At 48.8% G+C, this 20,792-nt stretch carries 17 protein-coding genes and 1 other annotated feature; of the genes, 15 read left to right on the top strand and 2 right to left on the bottom strand.

The window, feature by feature from the left end; all coding sequences use genetic code 11:
* Window positions 1-44 precede the first annotated feature (44 nt).
* Entirely contained in the window at window positions 45-1,916 is a 1,872-nt protein-coding gene (locus BCV73_RS13255; protein ID WP_089547462.1) for a heparinase II/III domain-containing protein, read from the top strand.
* Window positions 1,917-2,119: 203 nt separating this feature from the next.
* Here the strand turns inward: BCV73_RS13255 and BCV73_RS13250 are convergent, their stop codons facing one another.
* Together BCV73_RS13250 and gap are read right to left on the bottom strand one after the other, a co-directional pair.
* On the bottom strand, window positions 2,120-3,100 hold the full coding sequence (locus tag BCV73_RS13250) for an NAD-dependent epimerase/dehydratase family protein (RefSeq protein ID WP_089547461.1): 981 nt from the start codon (window positions 3,098-3,100) through the stop codon (window positions 2,120-2,122).
* A gap of 227 nt (window positions 3,101-3,327) precedes the next feature.
* On the bottom strand, window positions 3,328-4,338 hold the full coding sequence (gene gap / locus BCV73_RS13245; protein WP_089547460.1) for a type I glyceraldehyde-3-phosphate dehydrogenase: 1,011 nt from the start codon (window positions 4,336-4,338) through the stop codon (window positions 3,328-3,330).
* 220 nt (window positions 4,339-4,558) lie between these two features.
* On the opposite strand from gap, the gene BCV73_RS13240 reads away from it, so the two are divergent.
* The 14 genes from BCV73_RS13240 to BCV73_RS36125 all read left to right on the top strand — a co-directional run bounded on the left by BCV73_RS13240 (window position 4,559) and on the right by BCV73_RS36125 (window position 20,644).
* Window positions 4,559-5,158, top strand: coding sequence for a TetR/AcrR family transcriptional regulator (locus tag BCV73_RS13240; RefSeq protein WP_089547459.1), 600 nt, complete (start codon window positions 4,559-4,561; stop codon window positions 5,156-5,158).
* Window positions 5,159-5,537: 379 nt separating this feature from the next.
* The gene (locus BCV73_RS13235) at window positions 5,538-6,902 is read left to right on the top strand and encodes a cytochrome ubiquinol oxidase subunit I (protein ID WP_089547458.1); all 1,365 of its coding nucleotides are present in this window, start codon (window positions 5,538-5,540) and stop codon (window positions 6,900-6,902) included.
* Window positions 6,899-7,915, top strand: coding sequence for a cytochrome d ubiquinol oxidase subunit II (locus BCV73_RS13230; RefSeq protein ID WP_089547457.1), 1,017 nt, complete (start codon window positions 6,899-6,901; stop codon window positions 7,913-7,915). Before BCV73_RS13235 ends, BCV73_RS13230 begins: the two co-directional genes overlap by 4 nt.
* Before the next feature lie 100 nt (window positions 7,916-8,015).
* A complete protein-coding gene (gene cydD, locus BCV73_RS13225; protein WP_481855836.1) occupies window positions 8,016-9,758 on the top strand; it encodes a thiol reductant ABC exporter subunit CydD in 1,743 nt (580 codons plus the stop codon).
* Entirely contained in the window at window positions 9,755-11,485 is a 1,731-nt protein-coding gene (gene cydC / locus BCV73_RS13220) for a thiol reductant ABC exporter subunit CydC (protein WP_089547455.1), read from the top strand. The genes cydD and cydC overlap by 4 nt, the downstream gene beginning before the upstream one ends.
* Before the next feature lie 66 nt (window positions 11,486-11,551).
* Window positions 11,552-12,286 (top strand): response regulator transcription factor, encoded by a 735-nt coding sequence (locus tag BCV73_RS13215; RefSeq protein ID WP_089547454.1) that lies wholly within the window; start codon window positions 11,552-11,554, stop codon window positions 12,284-12,286.
* Window positions 12,287-12,372: 86 nt separating this feature from the next.
* Window positions 12,373-12,606, top strand: a binding site (T-box leader).
* 196 nt (window positions 12,607-12,802) lie between these two features.
* Complete coding sequence (locus tag BCV73_RS13210) at window positions 12,803-13,669, top strand: GNAT family N-acetyltransferase (protein WP_089547453.1); 867 nt, start codon at window positions 12,803-12,805, stop codon at window positions 13,667-13,669.
* Window positions 13,670-13,767: 98 nt separating this feature from the next.
* Window positions 13,768-14,403: a TVP38/TMEM64 family protein gene (locus BCV73_RS13205; RefSeq protein ID WP_089547452.1), complete on the top strand. Its 636-nt coding sequence runs from the start codon at window positions 13,768-13,770 to the stop codon at window positions 14,401-14,403.
* 243 nt (window positions 14,404-14,646) lie between these two features.
* A complete protein-coding gene (locus BCV73_RS13200; protein WP_256993139.1) occupies window positions 14,647-15,477 on the top strand; it encodes a helix-turn-helix transcriptional regulator in 831 nt (276 codons plus the stop codon).
* A gap of 182 nt (window positions 15,478-15,659) precedes the next feature.
* Window positions 15,660-16,811, top strand: a complete 1,152-nt coding sequence (locus BCV73_RS13195) for a Gfo/Idh/MocA family protein (protein ID WP_089547450.1) — start codon at window positions 15,660-15,662, stop codon at window positions 16,809-16,811.
* 199 nt (window positions 16,812-17,010) lie between these two features.
* A complete protein-coding gene (locus BCV73_RS13190; RefSeq protein WP_089547449.1) occupies window positions 17,011-18,180 on the top strand; it encodes a dihydrodipicolinate synthase family protein in 1,170 nt (389 codons plus the stop codon).
* A gap of 38 nt (window positions 18,181-18,218) precedes the next feature.
* Window positions 18,219-19,040 carry a sugar phosphate isomerase/epimerase family protein gene (locus tag BCV73_RS13185; RefSeq protein ID WP_089547448.1) on the top strand — a complete coding sequence of 274 codons (822 nt, stop codon included), beginning with the start codon at window positions 18,219-18,221 and terminating at the stop codon, window positions 19,038-19,040.
* 76 nt (window positions 19,041-19,116) lie between these two features.
* Window positions 19,117-20,358, top strand: coding sequence for a Gfo/Idh/MocA family protein (locus BCV73_RS13180; protein WP_089547447.1), 1,242 nt, complete (start codon window positions 19,117-19,119; stop codon window positions 20,356-20,358).
* A complete protein-coding gene (locus tag BCV73_RS36125) occupies window positions 20,246-20,644 on the top strand; it encodes an S-layer homology domain-containing protein (protein ID WP_143811862.1) in 399 nt (132 codons plus the stop codon). Before BCV73_RS13180 ends, BCV73_RS36125 begins: the two co-directional genes overlap by 113 nt.
* Window positions 20,645-20,792 lie beyond the last annotated feature (148 nt).

The raw sequence follows: 20,792 nt of genomic DNA, 5'->3' as shown, positions 1-20,792 counted from the left end.
TAAAAGGCTTTCATCATTGATATATTGGGAAGAGGTTGACGTTCATGTTGGCAGAGCGATTTATTAATGACAATCTTGGAAAGTGCTTGCTTGACCGGAATAATTACCGACCGTTTCCTACAATTGAAGACCGAAATCAATGGAACCAGCTACCATTGAATCTTAGGTCTTTTTGGATCAATGAAGCCACAAGTAAGCTTCATTATGCATGGCCTACTATAACTGCCACTCAATATATGGATTATAGCAGAACGGGTAATCGGGTCGATTTTGACAATGCTTCGTGGAAAAGAAGAGAGGTGCTGGCTTCTTTAGTCATCGCCGAATGTTTTGAAAACCAGGGACGCTTTATGGATGATATCATAAACGGAATATGGTGTATATGTGAAGAAACATTCTGGGGGATCCCTGGCCACGGTTATATGATGAAGAGGCAGGATCCACTTCCAGACATATCGGATCAGATCATTGAATTATTCTCTGCCGAGACGGCCGCGCTGCTTGCATGGACTTATTATCTGCTGAAAACCAAATTGGATGGAATAAGCATTATGGTAAGCGAGCGTATACAGGACGAGGTTAAAAGGAGGATTCTTGATCCTTATTTACAGCGGAATGATTTTTGGTGGATGGGTTTCAATCAGGAGAAGATGCTGAACAATTGGAATTCATGGTGTAATTCAAACTGCTTAGCGGCGTTTTTGCTGTTGGAAGACGACCCTAATCGACGGGAAGCAGCGGTGGTCAAGGCGATGCGAAGCTTAGATATGTATCTACATAGACTCCCTTCAGACGGCGGTTGTGAGGAAGGCCCGAAGTATTGGATGTATGCCGGAGGAACGATTTTTGATAGTCTGGAACTGCTTCACGGCGTTTCCGGCGGTAAAATTGATGTATACCAAGAACCTCAAATCAGGCAAATTGGATGTTATATTTACAAAGCTTTTATCGATGACTCGTATTTTGTCAACTTTGCTGACAGCCAGGCACAAGTCCATATCCCCGCGGAACTTACATATCGGTATGGACGCCGTATTGGAGATTCAAGGTTGTGTGAGCTTGGAGCAAGGGTCCAGAGAATGAAGCGGGAAGAGGGGACCCGCTTAGAGTTTTCATCCATGTTTCGCCTTTTGCCGGCTTTATTTAATTATACGGAAGTAGAGCAATATTCCGGAAAATCTCCTTATATTCGAGATGCATGGTTTGACTGCATTCAAATCATGGTGGCACGAGAGCAGGAGGGTTCGTCCAAAGGGCTATTCCTAGCTGCCAAGGGCGGGCATAACGGTGAAAGCCATAATCACAATGACATTGGACAATTCATTGTATATTGTAATGGCTCCCCGATGATAATTGATCCCGGATTATTGACCTATACATCTAAATCGTTTTTCTCGGAGCGGTATACTCTGTGGGCGATGCAATCCGGATATCACAATCTCCCTATGGTAAATGGCGTTCAGCAACAGGACGGAAGACAATTTAGGGCCGATGAAGTCGAGTATAACCTGAATGATAAAGTTACAGCGTTATCCATGAATCTCGCGGGAGCCTACCCCGAACTCGCCGGAATAAGAAGCTGGATACGATCAGTTCATTTCTATCGTGGTTTGTCCCCGAATATTGAAATCAGTGACAATTTTCTTCTAAATCAAGTGACGGATGATATCACACAGATTCTAATAACGCCTCACCCTCCTCAAACCCAAGAAATTGGGAATATTATCCTTCAAGATAAAAATAACAATAGGGTAAAAATACAATATGACAGCGAAATGTATGCGTACTCAGTAGAGAAAATTTTACTCGAGGACGAAATCATGAGAGAGATATGGGGAGATGCTTTGTATCGAATGAAGCTTACAGCCATTATACCCGCCGCTCAGGGTGAGTGTGTAATCAGGATAAGCAGATAGTGGCGTTATGCTAAAACGGAGACTTTAGTTAAACAATAGAGGAGCATATCGCCGGCGGCGACTGCTCCATTTTTTATTGCGCTAAAAGGCTTTTTGATGATCCTGTAGTGCTTATCTTCGTCAGACGCTGCCTACCAAATTGGCCAAAAGAGCCAGTCCAGAGAACAACTACGATCGATTGCCGTCGTTTGCCCTCCAAAGCCCTATCGTCGAGCAGATGGTTCCTCATAGCTTTGCAAACCAGCATCGCGTAAAGTTCTTCCGACATAGCCTAACTCTCGACGTGCAGCGGTATCGTTGACGGTGAACTCACGCCCAATCATGCGTATCATCGATTGCGAGATCGGCGGATCGCCGTCTTTCCGATTGACGGCCCAGATCGTGTCGAACAGCCGGCCAATGGCAGAGACGAGCCAGTAGGGCATCGAACGCACCTTATCGATGGACAGGCCCTGCAAGTTCGCAAGCGAGGCGACGAACTCACGGAAAGTCTGCCCTTCCTGGTCTTTGATGAAGAAGGCATGGCCGCCTTCCCCGCGTTCAAGAGCGCATTGTATGGCTTCAATCACATTGTCCACATGGCAGGTTGAAAAAGGGTAATCGCCACGGTCGATGAACGCGAACTGTCCAGATCCGACTGCTTCGGGAAGTGCTCGGCTAAACGGATCACCAGGCCCCCAGATAGCCGGTGGGCGAAGCGCGATCGTCCGAAAGCCGGGTTTGTTGGCTGCCAGAACCAATGAGTCGGCCCGTGCCTTGCTCGCCAGGTAGGCGGAGAAGTGGTTCGGGAAAGTCGGCGCGCTTTCATCGGCGTCGCGGATGAGCGTACCGCCGTTATCCATGTGGATCCCCGCCGCGCTGATGTAGACGAATGTCTTCGCACAGGCGGACTCGGCTGCCTTCAGCAAGGCTGCGGTGCCATCGATGTTGGTACGGAAGAAGGGTTCGCGAGGCCCTGAAAAGCGGAAAAGGGCGGCAGCATGCACAACCGCATCGATCATCGGTAACACGATTGGCGTGCTGCTTTCGAGATCGGCATCGACCGGCGTCGCACCCATGGCCTTGAGTATGGCGTGAGATGATACAGAGCGTGTGAGGGCGAATATCTGGTGACCATCCTCCACGAGCTTCGGGATCATGCGGCTGCCGAGCAAGCCGGTGCCTCCCGTGACGAGAATTTTCATTGTGAGTGATCATCCTTTCGGTTCGGAATTCAGGAGAGACCGCATGGCGCCGCCGCGGATTTGCTCAAGAACCGCAGAAGTGGGAGGTTCCACCTTGCGCAGCGATCTGTAACGTGAAGCAGGGATGCAGCGTCCCAGCCTTCGCACAGCGCTATCACCGAATCGGCATCATCGTATTGTGGAGTGCATCCTTCATAGAATTTTCCTTCTCTCCATCTTTTGAATATTTATCTAGCGATCTTAGCGAAGTGCTCCAGCGTACGAACCAATTGGGCTGTATAAGACATTTCGTTATCGTACCAAGCTACGGTTTTCACCAATTGCTGGTCACCGACGGTCAGAACTTTCGTCTGCGTGGCGTCGAAAAGCGAACCGAATGTGATGCCTTTGATATCGGAAGATACAATTTCGTCTTCCGTGTAACCGAAAGTTTCTGGATCGGAAGCTTCTTTCATCGCATCGTTAACTTGCTCAACCGTTACCTTGGTATTCAAAACGGCAACGAGTTCAGTCACGGAACCTGTTGGTACAGGTACACGTTGAGATGCCCCATCCAGTTTGCCCTTCAGTTCCGGAAGAACCAGGCCAATGGCTTTTGCGGCACCGGTGGAGTAGGGAACGATGTTCTCGGCTGAGGCGCGCGCAGCTCGGAAATTGCCATTTGGATCCGGAGCGTCAAGCGTGTTCTGGTTACCCGTGTATGCGTGAACGGTCGTCATCAGCCCGGATTGGATACCAAACTTGTCGTGCAGAGCTTTAGCCATAGGGGCCAGGCAGTTGGTTGTGCAGGAGGCACCGGAAATGACGGTTTCCGTTCCGTCCAGGGTGTCATGGTTCACGTTGTATACGATCGTCTTCATGTCGCCTGTAGCAGGGGCGGAAATGACGACTTTCTTCGCTCCGCCTTTCAGGTGAAGCTCGGCCTTTTCTTTCGTGGTGAAGAAGCCTGTACATTCGAGAACAATATCAACGCCAAGCTCACCCCAAGGAAGCTCTTCAGGATTCCGCTTAGCCAAAACCTTAACCTCTATGCCGTTTACTTTGAAGGTTCCGTCATGGACTTCAATGTCACCGTGAAAAGTGCCTTGCGTCGTATCATATCTGAGCAGATGTGCTAACATTTTAGCGTTCGTAAGGTCGTTAATCGCTACAACCTCGACGCCTTCCACATCTTTAATTCGGCGAAAAGCGAGTCGTCCGATTCGTCCAAAACCGTTTATACCTACTTTTACAGTCACTGAAAAATCCCCCTATAAGTTTTATTTATTCCAACAAGCCGATGCCTGCAATGGAATAAAAATGACCCAGCGCTATTTCATTCTAGAATGGCTTACTGTATAATGCGAAAAGAGACCGATCGGTATTTTTTATATTAGCATGATATGAGTGAATTGCAAGGAAGAATTGGGTAATTCTTTAAAACAAATGAAATAAAACACGGTTCATACGGAGGAGCTCATGAAAAAAGGGGACAGAACAAGGGAACACATCATTATGAAATCGGCTGAAATTTTTAACCAGAGAGGATATGCCGGTACATCGCTAAACGATATTATTGCCGACACAGGAATTAAGAAGGGGGGCATCTATCGACATTTTGCCAGTAAAGACGAGATCGCGCTTGAAGCCTACAATTATGCTGCCAGTATGGTCGCCAGTAAATTTTCTGAAGCGGTCGATCAAGAGCAGTCTGCGTCAGGAAAGTTGGTTGCTTTTTTTCGTGTCTATGAGAACGTAGTCAACGATCCCCCATTTATTGGCGGATGTCCCATGCAGAATACAGCTGTAGAAAGTGACGATACTCATTCGGAGCTTTGTGGTCAGGCAAGGCAAGGGATGCATACCTTCTTGGATATGATGAAAAGTATTATTCGTGACGGCATTCAAGCTGGGGAGTTTAGGGAGGATCTGGATGTAGATGCGCTAGCATCATTTACATTTTCCTTGTTGGAAGGAGGGATTTTACTCAGCAAGTTGGATGGGGATAACAAGCACATGCTAATGAATACACAAATCTTCTCATCCTATTTGCAGCAATGCTGCCTAAAAACCTGTTAATCTGGTGTACTGGCACATCGGAAGGGAACTGGGCAGCTGTCTTATGCAATAGCCCAAACGGGTGGTTTTTGTATTTTTCACGGAGTTGTAAGAAAGAATTGATTTTTACTTGAACGTTTAGAGGAGAAGGTGTGACCACGATTGCAAGGCTAAACGTCGAATATATAATAAATTTTAAATATCAGGTTTTGTAAACTTTCAACTGCATTTCTCACACATTTGGGGAAATGCCAACTTACTATGTGAAAAAGTTCTCTTTTTATTCACGAAGGAGCAGAGCATAAGTTAGCCCCCGTAGGTCGTAAAGTTTTACGTCTAAACCTGATGTTTTCATTTTTTATTTTGTGTACAGGAACAGCGTGGAAGGGAGGAAGTTAATATGGGAATCGATACGGTGCTATGGAGTAAACTCGTGACTGGAATGACACTAGGATTCCACGCTATTTTCGCGACACTTGGCGTGGGTATTCCATTAATGATTTCACTCGCCGAGTTTATCGGTATTCGTAAGAAAGATCTTCATTATATTCTAATGGCAAAGAGGTGGTCACGAGGGTTCGTTATCTCTGTTGCAGTAGGCGTAGTCACAGGAACAGCAATTTCGTTACAACTCTCCTTGGTATGGCCCAATTTCATGAAACTTGCGGGAAATGTTATTGCGCTTCCATTGTTTATGGAAGTGTTCGCCTTCTTTTTTGAAGCCATTTTCCTAGGGATTTACCTCTACACGTGGGAACGATTTAAAAACCCGATGATGCATTGGTTACTAACGATTCCTGTTGTCGTCGGTGCAGGGATGTCAGCAGTATTTATCACGACGGTTAACGGATTTATGAATCAACCAGGGGGATTTACGTTTGAAGCTGGACAATTCACGGCCGTTGACCCCGTTCAAGCCATGCTGAGTACGGCAACATTCTCCAAGGTGTTTCATGTATTAAGTTCGGCCTATTTAACAGGAGCTGCTCTGCTGGCAGGTGTTGCTGCATTCGCAATACTTCGAAAAGGGGTTTCAGCATACCACAAAAAAGCCTTAAAGCTGATGATGGCTGTCGTTTTATTGTTCAGTTTAGTAAACACATTAGCCGGAGACGTATCCGCTAAGTTTTTGGCCGAACATCAACCTGAAAAACTTGCGGCTGCCGAATGGCATTTTGAAACGGAAAGCGGCGCAGATTTGATATTTTTAGGGTGGCTTAATGCTGAGCATGAAATTATAGGAGCACTCCACCTTCCCAAATTTCTGAGTTTCTTGGCTTTTGGAGATTTCAATGCAGAAGTAACGGGTCTTAATGAGTTTCCTATCGATGAACAACCATCACTCGTGGTTCATTATTTTTTCGATTTAATGGCAACCATTGGATTTTTATTCTTAGGCATTTCCTTTCTGTATTTCCTATTTGTATTTTGGAAAAAGCGTAACGAACTCAACAAGTGGATACTGCGAATGATTGCATTAGGAGCACCACTTGCTTTTTTAGGAGTTGAACTGGGGTGGTTTTACGCAGAACTCGGCAGGCAGCCTTGGATTATCCGAGGATATATGCGTGTAGAGGAAGCGGCTACGACATCCCCAAGCGTCAGGATCCTTTTTTTCTTTTTCCTTCTACTATACATCGTATTGGGAACCGTTAGTGTTCTTGTGCTTCGTCGCATGTTCTATAACAATCCGGCTGAAGTTGAGATGGAGACGTGGACGCAGCGTGCAAGCGACAAATCAACATTGAAGGGTGAGCACACATGATGAATTACGAATTGATTGGAATTTCCGTGCTCTGGTTGTTTTTGTACGGATATATCATCATCGCTTCCATTGATTTTGGCGCAGGTTTCTTTGCCTTTTATGCTCGTTTAACCAAACAGGATCATGTCATCAATAAACTGATTTCCCGTTACTTATCGCCAGTTTGGGAAATCACGAATGTATTTTTCGTTTTTTTCTACATTGGCATCATCGGCTTTTTCCCGGAAACCTCCTATTATTATGGATCAGCCATGCTTGTCCCAGGAAGTCTTGCGGTCATTTTGCTCGCTATACGCGGTTCATTCTATGCATTTGAAAATTATGGCTCCAAACATAATATGGTTTATCTGTTTCTGTATGGAGCAACCGGAGTGCTTATTCCTGCTTCCTTGTCAGTGGCGCTGACATTATCCGAAGGCGGATTTATCTTGAAACAAGGAGAGACGGCCTCGTTGGATTACTGGGCACTCTTGAGCAGTCCACTGTCTTGGAGCATCGTTGGACTGGCTATCGTATCTGTTTTATTCATTAGCGCTGCTTTTCTTGCTTTTTACGCTTCGCGTGCTGAAGATCATGCTGCATTAAAATTGATGCGAACCTATGCGCTTTTTTGGAGCACGCCTACAATCGTTATCGCACTGACAGCATTTATTTTTTTGGGTCAACACAATGAACGGCATTTCCAAAATATGATGGATTTATGGTGGCTGCTCGCGCTCTCAGTTGCCTTTTTCATGATTGCCATGTGGTTATTATACCGAGGAAGCCGTTACGGGATGGCGTTTATATGCATCATGCTGCAATTCTTCAGTGCTTTTTTTGCTTACGGCATCGGGCAATATCCTTACATTCTTGATCCATACATCACCATTCAAAGTAGTGTCACCTCTTCGTCTATGGGATTCGCACTGGTAGTGGCGTTTATCGGTGGTATGTGTCTCTTAGTTCCTTCGTTGATCTTGGTCTTCAGGCTTTTTCTGTTTGATGCGGATTATGTGAAAGGAAACAAATAGAGTAGTTCATTGTTTCTTAGGGGAATATCCCCTCAAGGCCACTTTCCGGAAGGAGGAGAGTTTTTACGTGAAGAGAAATAAAAACCTTATTGCTCAACACATGTCTGCACAACGAAATTATCTTGTTCTTCTTGGCATCATATCCTTTGCACTTGGCACAGCCATTGTTGGTCAGGCTGCATTGCTTGCAGAAGCCATTCAGCGTATCTTCGTGGAAAAAGCCTCTTTCTCATCCGTGGCGCTGATCCTTGGCATGCTTTTGGCGATGATGGCTTTACGCACATTGTTATCATTTGTCAATGGGAGAATTGGTCTTCATATGGCTGCCACGGCAAAGACCAACATGCGCGAATCTGTTTTGCAAAACTTGACCCGTGTTTCCATGGGTTTAAGTCTTCAGGGGCAGACGGGAGAGAGGGTCAGCGTAGCATTGGATGCAGTAGATGAGGCGGATAGTTATTTCAGTCAATACATCCCGAAAATGGTGGAAGCGATGATCATTCCCATTTTGGTCCTGATCGTTACATTTACTCAACATGCCAATTCAGGTTGGATCATGATGTTTACGGCTCCGTTTATTCCGATATTCATGATCCTGGTGGGGCTAAAGACGAAAAATAAATCGGAAGAAAAATATGCGCAGCTGGCCAACTTTTCCGGTACGTTTTTGGATTCCCTTCAAGGGTTGGTTACATTGAAAATATTCGGGCGAACTCAGCGTCAGCAACAGGAGATAGAGCGCAGTAGTCTCAACTATCGTGACACAACCATGGATATTTTGAAGATCGCATTCATGAATACGTTCATGTTGGAATCCATTGTGATGCTTAGTATCGGTATTGTCGCCCTTGAGTTGGCCATTCAGTTGGTTGTTTTCAAATCAATGGCGTTTCACACGGCTTTACTCGTTCTGTTACTCGTTCCAGAATTTTATAATCTCTTAAAAAATACAGGCACCGCTTTCCATAGCGGGCGGACAAGCATGGGAGCGATCCGTAAGGTTGAGAGTATGCTTGAGAAAAATAGGGTAGAAGCGCATGTAAGCGATAGTAACGATCGGATGCCAAATTTTCAGTTGTCCCATGCAAAGACACTTCCGGTACCCCCTTCGATAGAATTAAAAAATGTACGATTTCAGTATGCTCCTGATTCATTTGAATTCCACTCGGGAAGTGTGTTTATTAAACCGGGGGACAACATTGCCATTGTTGGAAAGAGTGGAGCCGGTAAAACGACACTTCTTCATCTTATTGCCGGTTTGCTGAAACCGGATTCGGGGGTCATTCTGGTTAATGGAAACCCACTCTCTCATGATCATGAAGAAGAATGGTTTAAACAGGTTAGCTACATCACACAGCACCCTTACATTTTTGCTGGTACATTCGCAGAAAATATTGCGATCGGTGCGGGTAGGGACGTTTCTAGGGCAGAAATCGAGAAGGCCGCAGAGGAAGCCGGACTTACAGCGGTTGCAGCACAATTGGATAAGGGGTTTGATACATTCGTTGGCGAAGGCGGACGTGGACTATCGGGTGGCGAAAAGCAACGTCTTGCCCTGGCACGCGCATTTTTGAAGCGGCCTGCCATCATATTGTTCGATGAGCCTACAGTAGGGCTCGATTTGCGCACCGAAAGCATACTGCAACGTTCCATTTCCACATTGTCGAAAACGTCTACCATGATTACTGTGGCACATCGTTTATATACGATTCAACACGCCACCAACATTTTGTTTGTAGACCATGGATCGATCGTGGGTTCAGGGTGTCACGAGGAACTTCTGAAACGCTTGCCCCAATATGCTGAAATGGTCGCTGTTCAACAAAAAGGAGAATTAGCATGAGTGAGCTGGCTATGTTATCGAAAGCGATGTTTCAAGAGCGGAAGGATATTATCTTTTCGATAATAGGAGGGTTTATTGCTGGAATAGCCGGTGTAGCTCTCTTTTCCGCAAGCGGGTATCTGATTTCTCAAACGGTATTTGCGCCACCGCTCTATACATTGATTATCCTTACCTCTCTTGTGAAATTTCTCGGTTTTCTCCGGTCGGTGAGCCGTTATGGAGAACGATTGTATACCCACCGGGCGACGTTCTCCATCCTCAGCCGTCTGCGAACTTCCTTTTTTGCTAAGCTCGTCCCTTTGACACCTGGAATACTGAATAAAAATCGAAGTGGGGACTTACTTGCACGGATCGTTGGAGATGTAGAAAGTTTACAACATTACTTTCTGCGCGTTGCATATCCGCCGCTTGTTGTAATGATGGTGTTTTTGGCAACGGTGCTTTTTACAGCTTCCTATTCCTTCTGGATTGCTGGTTTGCTGGTATTGGGAATGTTGATGACTTCACTGGTCGTGCCTGGAATCGTTCTGTTGGGACAGCGAAAAATTCATGAGCGCGTCCGCGAGCAGCGATCGAAACTGTCCACGGAAATCACAGAAACACTGTATGGATTTCGTGATTTAAAGATTTATGGGCAATTGGCACAGCGTGAGGAGCAGCTTCAGCGCTATTCAGCTTTATTGGCAGCTGAACAGCAACGAGCTGCTGTCCAATTGTTACGGGGACAATCCATGCATGTTTTTGTTACATTTTTTGTTGCTTGGGGTGTGCTGACGCTCAGTGCCTATTTGATTCTGGACGGAAGACTTGCTGGCGTATTTCTTGCCATGCTGGTCATGGCCACGCAAACCGTTTTCGAAGAGGCAGCTCCTTTGGCCGTATTACCTGCATATAAGCAAGATAGCGAACATGCAGCCAATCGGCTGACGGAAACAATACCATCTCAAGCTGCAACATTACGATCAAGTAAGTCTGAGTCTTTGCCAACCGATTTACCTGTATCCATTGAAATAAGCAATGTTACTTTTCAATATGAGGGGGAGTGGCGGCCAGCACTATTGAATTTCTCACTGCAACTTGCTGCAGGTTCTAAAACAGCGATTGTTGGGCCGAGCGGGTCAGGAAAATCTACATTAATCGAGTTGTTGCTCAAACTGCGAACAACAACATCGGGGAATATACGCATAAACAAAGTCTTGATTAACGAATTAGATGAGGAAAACATCTGGGAATTGACAAATGTAGTGTTGCAACAAAGCCATTTTTTCAAAGGGACGCTTCGTGAAAATCTGTTGGAGAATGCAGATGAACATTCTGACGAGGAGCTAATGGAGGTACTTGCTAAAGCCCAATTACCAAATGTTTCGCTAAACCAGGTGGTCTATGAGAAAGGTGAAAACTTATCCGATGGGGAAAAACAGCGTCTTGCCCTAGCACGAGCCATGCTGCGCAAAAGACATCTGTGGTTGCTGGACGAACCAACGTCTTCTCTGGACTATGTAACCGAGCAGCGCGTTCTAAAGCAATTGTACGAGCAAGCGAGCGGAGATACACTTCTTCTCATTTGTCATCGCCTGACCGGTTTAGAGAAGATGGATCAGATTGTCGTCATGGAGCAGGGCGAAATTGTGGAGATCGGCTCATTTAAGGAATTGATGGAACAGAAGGGATACTTTTATAAGTTAAAACAGATTGAACTACAGATGATTGGTGAATCTGGAGTTTAAACCGCTTGAGCTCCTGTAAGCTAACTGGTTGATTCCGTTCACTCAGGCGTAGGAGGGCGATTAAAAATGATAACAAACCATAGAAGAGTTTTACTAGTTGATGACGAGACACGCATTCGCAACATTCTACGAATGTATTTGGAGTTCGAAGGATTCATAGTCGAAGAAGCATCGAATGGTACACAAGCCATCGAAAGATATGGTGAGAACCACGCAAATTATGATTTGATCGTGCTGGATTGGTTACTGCCTGACATGAATGGGATTGAGATTTGCAAGTGTATGAAACAGACACAACCTGATATTCCGATTCTGTTGTTATCTGGGCGATCGGAAGAAAAGGACCGCATTGAAGGTTTTGAAGCCGGAGCAGACGATTACGTCATCAAGCCATTTAGCCCGAGGGAAATTGTGCTGCGTATCCAAAACATGATAACCCGTGTATATTCTCCCGGTCCCTATGTTTCTGAAACCGGTGATTTGCTAAATAACGCTTTCAAGATTGGTGAAATTGTGCTTTATCCTTCAGCACGCCGTGTCATGGTGAAACAAAATGAGATCCATCTGACTCCGAAAGAATATGATCTGCTCTATTTCCTGATCACACACCAAGAAAAAGTTTATTCTCGTGAAGTATTGCATACTGAAGTTTGGAAGTCATCGCACAGAGGGATTTACGATCGGCGTACAGTAGATACCCACATTAAACGCCTGCGTGATAAGCTATTCTCCTATTACCCGGAAGGAAATGGATGGATTCAGACATTATGGGGACATGGGTATATGTTCAAAAAAATTTAATTTTTGGGATATCAAATATAAAAAATGCATAAAAAATGTTTGCCGAAAAAGACAAGAACATGTATGGTTAACTTAATTATTAATTACCAAATGCGGTGAAGAGGACAAGTAGATCAGGAAACGCCGTTCAGAGAACTGCCGGTTGGTGCGAGGCAGCGGATATCCGAATCAAAAATCACCTCAGAGCTGGCCTCCGAATTATAGTAGATGGGCCCGGGATTCTACCGTTACAAAGAAGCATCGTTGTTGGACGATGGCTAAGAGGGCGTTTATTATAAACGTCAATCAAGGTGGTAACGCGGAGTAACTCCGTCCCTAATGGGATGGGGTTTTTTTGCGTCTTCATAGAATATTTATTATATTGGAGGGTTATCGAATGAATAAATTGATGTTACAGAACGTTTGACATTACGGCAACTTGAATATGATGATGCTGAAGCTTTGGGTAGGGATTGGTGTAGTTTAACAGGCTGGATTAACGATCAGAAGTTGAGCTGATGAAAGGGTGATATTGCAATGCAATTCAAGTTGTATACGGATGTGCATGAGTTTTACAATGACACCTATGATGTGCTGATGCGTCATGAAGCGCAAAATTTGATTCCTCTTGGCAATATCATAATGGGGCACGAAGGAAAAGACACAACAGACTGGCGTAACCCTGTAAATTGGCTTATGGCAACTATTACGGATGCTAAGGGCATACAACTTACCGCCATAATGACACCGCCACACAATATTACGCTTTATGCAACAGACAACATCATTAACCCGGATGCGATAAACTGTCTGATAGATGGGCTGAAAGACCGTGAAATTCCAGGTGTGATAACTGAAAAAACCTTGGCAGAATATTTTGCCAAAGAATATACCTTGCGCAAGGGAATAACCTTTAAAACCACCATGAGCCAACGTATCTATGAACTTACGGCAGTAAACCCAGACATTCAAAAGGTTGGTATCGTTCGATTGCTAAATGAAAAGGACATTCACTTTTTCCCATACTGGGCTGAAGCATTTTATGCAGCGGGGAGTTATGGCAAAACAGAAATGTCCATCCCGCAAAATGCAGACCCTTACCTCTACCGAATAGCATCAAAAAAGCTCTATATTTTAGAGGACAACGGGATACCCGTTTCTATGGCAGGATATACAAGGGAATTGCAGACGGCTATTGGCGTGGCATTTGTATATACCCCTCCATATGAGCGCAGGAAGGGTTACGCTACTTCAATTGTGGCGCAAATAAGCCAACTTGCATTGGATAAAGGGTTTACTAAGTGCGTCTTATATACAGACCTAGCAAATCCCACATCTAATAGTATCTATCAAAAGATAGGCTATATGCCAATTTGTGATTCGCTCCAGTTAAAATTTGAATAGTACAATGATGCCGACAGAACTTTTACTACCTTAGAAAATAAGAGCATCATATAGAGTTATCATGAAATCACTTGGAGTTATAGGGGGAAACACATTCTATGTTAGGCGCTGAGATCAGCATAATGGAGTATTTTACGGAGCAAAACATCGAACTCCTTTTGGAGCGTTTCCGCTCGCTGGGGCCGCTGCCCGGCATTCTGCTAACTTTTCTAAAGTCTTTCGTTCCGCCGCTGCCTACTATCATGATTGTCGGCGCCAATGCCGCCATCTATGGATTGTGGCTGGGTTTTTTATATTCGTGGATCGGCCTTGTAACGGGCAGTTTTCTTACGTTTTGGCTTTTTCGCAAAGCGTCGGATACACCATTTATTCAACGCTGGGCGGTCAGGCCCAAAGTACGGATGGCCATGGTATGGGCGCAGAGGAACGGGTTTAGCTTCGTTTTTCTCTTAAGCATGCTCCCGATAGGACCGTTTGTAGTCATAAACATGGCCGCGGGATTAACGCGAATGCCGACGGTTTCCTTTGCGGCAGCCGTAACTCTAGGCAAAGGTGTCATGGTATTCTGCGTTTCCTATATCGGAATGCATCTGTCCGATTTTATTGCCCAGCCCGTCAAGTTAATCGGAGTGGCATTGTTTATTGCAGCTTCCATATGGTTGAACCGGAGGCTGCAGGCCTATTTTACGTCCTCGGCAGCTGTGGCATCCGAGCCCTCGAACACTATGGAATAAAGCGGGGAGAGAACTTGGAGTTAGATGATAAAAAATAATGAAGGGGTATGCTGCCAGGCTGATTTGGTCATGTAAGACGACAAGAACATACACGCTTATTAGCCGCGTAACTGCGGCTAATTTTGTTCAAACGATAAATGTCCATGTCAGCTTCACTTATTCTAAAATGTTGTATCGAAGCCGCCGATCGCGCTAAAATGGCTTTAAATGTAATGCTCAAAAAACGGGGGCTTCGCCGTGACGATGAAATGGATTGACTTGTCCAGGAATGCGATAGACTTATACGAACAGAAGCATAGGGGCGGGCATCTCGTGTCCGAGCACTATCACCAGACGTACCAGCTGCTATTTGTGCTGGAAGGGGAAGGTACGATCCGGCTAGGGGGTGAAGTACGGGAGCTTGCGGTCGACGATACGGCGCTGATCGTTCCGTATTCCGTCCACTCCGTCATGTCCGACTTCAGGCTGACCTTGTTAGTGTTGGCGTTTGACGAGGCAGTGCTCGATCCGGATATGAGGGCGCAGCTGCTCCACGCCTACTTTCCGGCCTCCTGCCTGATGAAGCCGGGATTGTTTGCTGCGAGCGAACTGCGACAGCTGCTGAGGAAAATGCTGTTCGAGCAGTCCAGGGAGCTGTCGCCGCTCGTCCGGCTTTCGCTCAAAGTCCAGCTGTCTCAGTTGCTGCTCTTGCTGGTTCGATCGGCCGGAACGGAGGCCGCCGGAGCGGGCTCCAGCTCCAACAAGCTGCGTGCCGAGAAAATTCGCAGCTATATCGATTCGAAGTATTTTGATCCGCTGACCGCTGGGGACATCGCCTCCAAGCTGGACATCAGCACACGGCATGTGAACAACATCTTCAAGGAACGGTATAACATGACACCGATGCAATATTTGACCGAGGTACGCATCCGCGTCGCCCAGAAGCTGCTGGTGGAAACGGGTAAGGACATTATATCGATCTGCTTCGAGGTCGGCTACGATTCCGTGTCTACGTTTTACCGGTCGTTCAAAGCGGTCGCCAAGCTATCGCCAAAAACGTACCGTGAGCTGAACGCGCCCACGCAAGCTGAGTAGGCAGGGAGCCTTATTGAAACATATTTTCCCCTTCATCCCCCATCGGATAAGCACCGGCGGGGGTTTTGTTTTTTGCTCGAATAATTCGCTTCCAAAATTGAGAATCGTGTTCCCGTAATCGTAAGAAAAGTGGTTTCGCATCGACTACAATACGGTTATACGAAGCGAAGGGAGCGATGAATGTGGCAGTTCGCAACATCGGCATTATTATGAACGGCGTTACCGGACGGATGGGAACCAACCAGCATTTGATCCGTTCGATTCTTGCGATTCGCAAGCAAGGGGGCGTCGCGCTGCCGGACGGAGACGTCATCATGCCCGACCCGATTCTGGTCGGCCGGCAGGAGAGCAAGCTGCAGGCGCTGGCCGCCGCCCACGGCGTCGAACGTTGGAGTACCGATCTTGAAGCATGCCTCGCCGATCCGTACTATGAAATTTATTTCGACAGCCAGACGACGGTGCGCCGCGCCGAAAGCATCAAGCAGGCGATCGCCGCGGGAAAGCATATTTATTGCGAGAAGCCGACGGCCGTCGATTTTGAAGGGGCGCTTGAACTGGCCCGCATCGCCGCTGAGGCCGGGGTGAGAAACGGCGTCGTGCAAGACAAGCTGTTTTTGCCAGGATTGCTCAAGCTGAAGCGTTTAAACGACTCTGGCTTCTTCGGGCGTATCCTGTCCGTGCGGATGGAGTTCGGCTATTGGGTGTTCGAGGGCGACTGGCAGCAGGGTCAGCGGCCATCGTGGAACTACCGCAAGGAAGACGGCGGCGGTATAATCGTCGACATGTTTGCACATTGGCGCTATGTTCTCGAGAATTTGTTCGGGGAAGTGAAGGCTGTTTCCTGTCTTGCCGCTACACATATTCCGAAACGTCTGGATGAGCAGGGCGTTCCGTACGAATGCACGGCGGACGATGCGGCGTACGCCATATTTGAGCTGGAAGGCGGCATTATCGTGCAGGCCAACTCGTCCTGGGCGGTGCGGGTAGACCGCGACGATCTGCTCACGGTTACGGTCGACGGCACCGAAGGCAGCGCCGTGGCGGGTTTGCGGGACTGCAAGACGCAGCATCGGGTCAATACGCCGAAGCCGGTATGGAATCCGGACATTCCGAACCCGTTCCAGTTCCGTGACCTATGGGTGGAGGTGCCGGACAACGCGTCATACGACAACGCGTTCAAGGTGCAATGGGAACTCTTCTTGAAGCATGTCGTCATCGGCACGCCGTTTCCGTGGGATTTGCTCGAAGGCGCGAAGGGCACCCAGCTTGCCGATCTCAGCTTGCAGTCGTGGCAGGAACGCCGCTGGATCGACGTGCCGAAGCTGAGCCTGTAAAAATAAATACTAAAAAAATCGGCTTTTCAGCACCGAGAAGGTTGGATGAAGCTAGGGACTGAGCAACGCAGCGTAGGTGAACCTACGTGAGTAGCGGAAGGCCCGGCTGAATTCAAGATTCGACGTCGAGTAAGCTTCATAGCTATACTTCGTGATCAGAAGCCGATTTTTTAATTACCTCTTAAGGAGGGGAATACAGATGACCCAATCGCTGCTCCTCCCCCGCGCAGGGGGAGCGTTGTATGAATATACTCCGGGCAAAGCAGGCTCGTTCTCCGTGCCAGCCAAGCCGTTTACGGGCCGCATCGCCTTCTCGGCCGCCCATGTCGTCTGCGATCCGCTTGCGGACGCAGATCCGCTGCATCATTCGCAGATTGATTGGAACTCGACGCTCGCCTACCGGCACCATTTGTGGTCGCTCGGTCTGGCGGTGGCGGAAGCGATGGACACCGCGCAGCGCGGCATGGGCCTCGACTGGAACCGCTCGAAGGAGCTTATCCGCGCTTCGATCGCGGAAGCGCGCTCGGTCGGTGGCAAAATCGCCTGCGGCGCGGGAACCGACCATTTGTTTCCGGGACCGTCGGTCACGATCGCCGACGTGGAAGCCGCCTATGAAGAGCAAGTCGGCTTCATCGAAGGCGAGGGCGGTCAAGTCATTCTGATGGCGAGCCGCGCACTTGCCGCTTGCGCGAAAGGGCCCGAGGATTACGAGCGGGTGTATGGTAGCATTTTGGGACAGGTAAAACAGCCGGTCATTCTGCATTGGCTTGGCGACATGTTCGATCCCGCTCTGGCCGGCTATTGGGGATGCAAGGACGATCTGGACGACGCGATGGACGTTTGTTTGCGCGTCATTCGGTCAAACGCGGACAAGGTCGACGGGATTAAAATCTCGCTGCTCGATGCCGGTAAAGAAATCAAGATGCGCCGGCTGCTGCCGGAAGGCGTCAAAATGTACACCGGCGACGATTTCAACTACCCTGAACTGATCAAGGGTGATGAGCAGGGCTACAGCCATGCGCTGCTCGGCATATTCGACGCGATTGCGCCGGCCGCCGCCCAGGCGCTTCATGCGCTAGACGCAGGCGATCTGGTCAGTTATGAGGCGATAATGGAGCCTACTGTTGCCTTGTCCCGTCATATTTTCCAGAAGCCGACGTACGCCTATAAGACGGGAATTGTGTTCATGGCTTACCTGAACGGCCGCCAACCGCATTTCCGCATGATCGGGGGAGCGGAAGGATCTCGCTCGATCGTCCATTTGGCCGAGCTGTTCGTGCTTGCCGACAGGGCCGGGCTATTGGCCGATCCGGAGCTTGCCACCGAACGGATGAAGCCTGTCTTGGCGCTGGCGGGTATTTGGCCGTAATCATTTATAGAGATGTTTGAAATCCGGGAGGGATCAGTATGGAACCGCTTCGTTCCATAGACAGACTCAGCTTGAACCAGATTACGACCGATCGGCTGAATATGCGTGAGGCCGTGGAAGCATGCGTTCGCGCCGAAGTGCCTTGGATCGCGCTGTGGCGGCATAAATTGGCCGAGAATGGCCTGGCCGAGAGCAAGCGGCTTGTGCGGGACGCGGGCCTGTGCGTCTCCAGCTTGTGCCGTGGGGGTTATTTTCCGGCGGCCACCGCGCCTGCGCGCAAAGAGCGGTTGGACGACAATCGCCGCGCTGTCGAGGAAGCGGCCGAGCTCGGCACCGATGTACTCGTACTCGTTTGCGGACCGGCGCCAGACCAGGATATCGATTTCGCCCGCAAGACAGTCGAAGAAGCGATCGCGGAACTTGTGCCGTTCGCCCGCTCGCACGGTGTCAAGCTCGGCATCGAGCCGTTGCACCCGATGTACGCCGCTGAACGCTCCGTCATCAATACGCTGGCGCAAGCCAACACGCTCGCGGAGCAGCACGACCCGCAAGACGTCGGCGTCGTCATCGATGCGTTCCACGTCTGGTGGGACCCCGAGCTGTACGCGCAAATTGAGCGGGCCAGGGGGCGTATACTCGGCTTCCACGTCTCCGATTGGATCGTGCCGGTACCCGACCTGCTGATGGGCAGAGGAATGATGGGGGATGGCTTTATCGAGTTGCGCCGGATGCGTCATGCCGTTGAAGCGGCCGGTTACGTGGGGGCGATCGAGGTGGAAATCTTCAACCGGCAGGTATGGGATATGCCGGGAGACGAGGCGCTGACGCTCATCAAGGAACGTTATTTGCAGCATGTATGAATGATAAATTTGCAGCTTTGGCGGGCCGGGAGAATCGTTCCCGGCTCGTCAAGGCATAGCTTTGGAGGGAAGGAATGTGAAGATTTGTCGCACCGCGCTGATCGGGATCGGGGGATTCGGCGCTGAACATGTGAAAGTCATGCAGAAGCTGGTCGAAGAGGGTAGCCTGCAGGTTGCTGCTTTTGCGGAGCCGAATGTCGACGCTCATCAGGAGTCTTACGACAAGCTGACCGCGCTTGGGGCCGTCCATTATATGGATTACGTGCAGATGCTCACGCTGCATCCGGATATCGATTTCGTCGTCATCGTCACACCGATCTCCTCCCACAAGCCGATGTGCATCCAGGTGATGCGGATGGGCTTTCACGTGCTGGTGGAGAAGCCCCCGGCGGTAACGATTCAGGACTTGGACGAGATGATCGCGGTGCAGAGGGAGACCGGGCGCTTGTGCCAGGTGAACTTCCAGAATACGTCGGGCCAGGCATTCCGAACGCTGCTGGAAAGGATCAGCTCCGGTGTGCTCGGGCAGGTGGAGCATGTAGTCGGCATTGGCATGTGGAAACGGCTTCGCTCTTACTACGATCGAACCCGCTGGGCTGGCAAACTGGTCAGCGACGGCCAGTATGTGCTGGACGGGACGTTCAACAATCCGTTCGCCCACTTGCTGCACCATAGCTTGCTGGCGGCCGGAGGAGACGCCGCAGACTTGTACCCGGAATCGGTGCAGGCCGAGCTTTACCACGTCAATGACATCGAGGGGGACGATGTCTCCTGTATTCGCGCCGTTATGGCTAACGGTGTGAGCGTTCATTTTTACGCCATGCTTTGTCACGAAGTCAGCGAAGTGCCTTCGATTGCCGTGTATGGAACGCGAGGGAAAGCGCATTGGAATTACCAGAACAAGCTGACCATTAGCGCACAGGACGCCGAAGAGGATTTGGCGTTTGGTCCGACCGATTTGATGTGCAGCATGTATCTGAACCTGATGGAAGCGATTGAAACCCCAGGGAAATCACTCTTCTCGCCGCTCAAGGCAAGCCGAGGCTTCGTGCTGGTATCCAACGGCGCCTATGAGTCGGCTCGCGCCGTTCGTGCCATTCCCGGCCGATTCGTGACCGAGCGGGAGGATGGAGATTCCACGGTGCGCTTGCTGCCCAGCTTGTCCGAAAAGATGAGAGACGCAGCAGCAAAGCGGCAACTGTACAGTGAATATCCGCTTCCTTGGGCGACACCGACCCGGCTGTTCCGGATGGAGGGCTACAGCCGATTCGAGCTGCCTGCCACGATGTGCACAAATAACGGTAGACCGACCAATTAGAGGCGTTCCTTCAGGTAGCGACGGCAGCGTTCCGGAGGCTGCTATTACCCGTGAGCAGCTGATCACGCTCCTGTACCGGTATGGCGAGCAACCTGCTGTGGACGGCATCAACAAGAGCTTTCCGGACAGCGGCGAGATTTCCGTTTGGGCAAAGGACACTATGAGCTCGGCTACGGAGGTGGGAATCCTGAACGGCAAGCCAGGGAACCTTCTGGAACCTGCCAGTGTTGTCTCGCGGGCTGAAGTGTCCACCATACTCGCGCGCTTTATAGCTTGGCTAAAGTAATGCATCTTGGTAGAAATCCGATTTACGGAAGTGTTGTTCCGATTGTATTACCGAGACAAAACTCGAACGCTTGTTAACAAACGGCGCGTGAGTACATTGGTCAAACCTTCGATATGATTCATCTTATCTTGGTCAGCTCTTCCCATTC

The organism is Paenibacillus sp. SSG-1, assembly GCF_002224835.1.
GTDB lineage: Bacteria > Bacillota > Bacilli > Paenibacillales > Paenibacillaceae > Paenibacillus_AQ > Paenibacillus_AQ favisporus.
This window is presented reverse-complemented; position numbering and strand designations above follow the sequence as displayed.

Bases quoted from the DNA above. Each gene is read 5' to 3' on its own strand.
- BCV73_RS13235 (WP_089547458.1), top strand. From the start codon at position 5,538: ATGGGAATCGATACGGTGCTATGGAGTAAACTCGTGACTGGAATGACA.
- BCV73_RS13185 (WP_089547448.1), top strand. From the start codon at position 18,219: ATGGAACCGCTTCGTTCCATAGACAGACTCAGCTTGAACCAGATTACG.
- BCV73_RS13255 (WP_089547462.1), top strand. From the start codon at position 45: ATGTTGGCAGAGCGATTTATTAATGACAATCTTGGAAAGTGCTTGCTT.
- BCV73_RS13250 (WP_089547461.1), bottom strand. From the start codon at position 3,100: ATGAAAATTCTCGTCACGGGAGGCACCGGCTTGCTCGGCAGCCGCATG.
- cydD (WP_481855836.1), top strand. From the start codon at position 8,016: ATGTCTGCACAACGAAATTATCTTGTTCTTCTTGGCATCATATCCTTT.
- BCV73_RS13210 (WP_089547453.1), top strand. From the start codon at position 12,803: ATGCAATTCAAGTTGTATACGGATGTGCATGAGTTTTACAATGACACC.
- BCV73_RS13200 (WP_256993139.1), top strand. From the start codon at position 14,647: ATGAAATGGATTGACTTGTCCAGGAATGCGATAGACTTATACGAACAG.
- BCV73_RS13190 (WP_089547449.1), top strand. From the start codon at position 17,011: ATGACCCAATCGCTGCTCCTCCCCCGCGCAGGGGGAGCGTTGTATGAA.
- BCV73_RS13215 (WP_089547454.1), top strand. From the start codon at position 11,552: ATGATAACAAACCATAGAAGAGTTTTACTAGTTGATGACGAGACACGC.
- BCV73_RS13230 (WP_089547457.1), top strand. From the start codon at position 6,899: ATGATGAATTACGAATTGATTGGAATTTCCGTGCTCTGGTTGTTTTTG.
- cydC (WP_089547455.1), top strand. From the start codon at position 9,755: ATGAGTGAGCTGGCTATGTTATCGAAAGCGATGTTTCAAGAGCGGAAG.
- BCV73_RS13240 (WP_089547459.1), top strand. From the start codon at position 4,559: ATGAAAAAAGGGGACAGAACAAGGGAACACATCATTATGAAATCGGCT.
- BCV73_RS13205 (WP_089547452.1), top strand. From the start codon at position 13,768: ATGTTAGGCGCTGAGATCAGCATAATGGAGTATTTTACGGAGCAAAAC.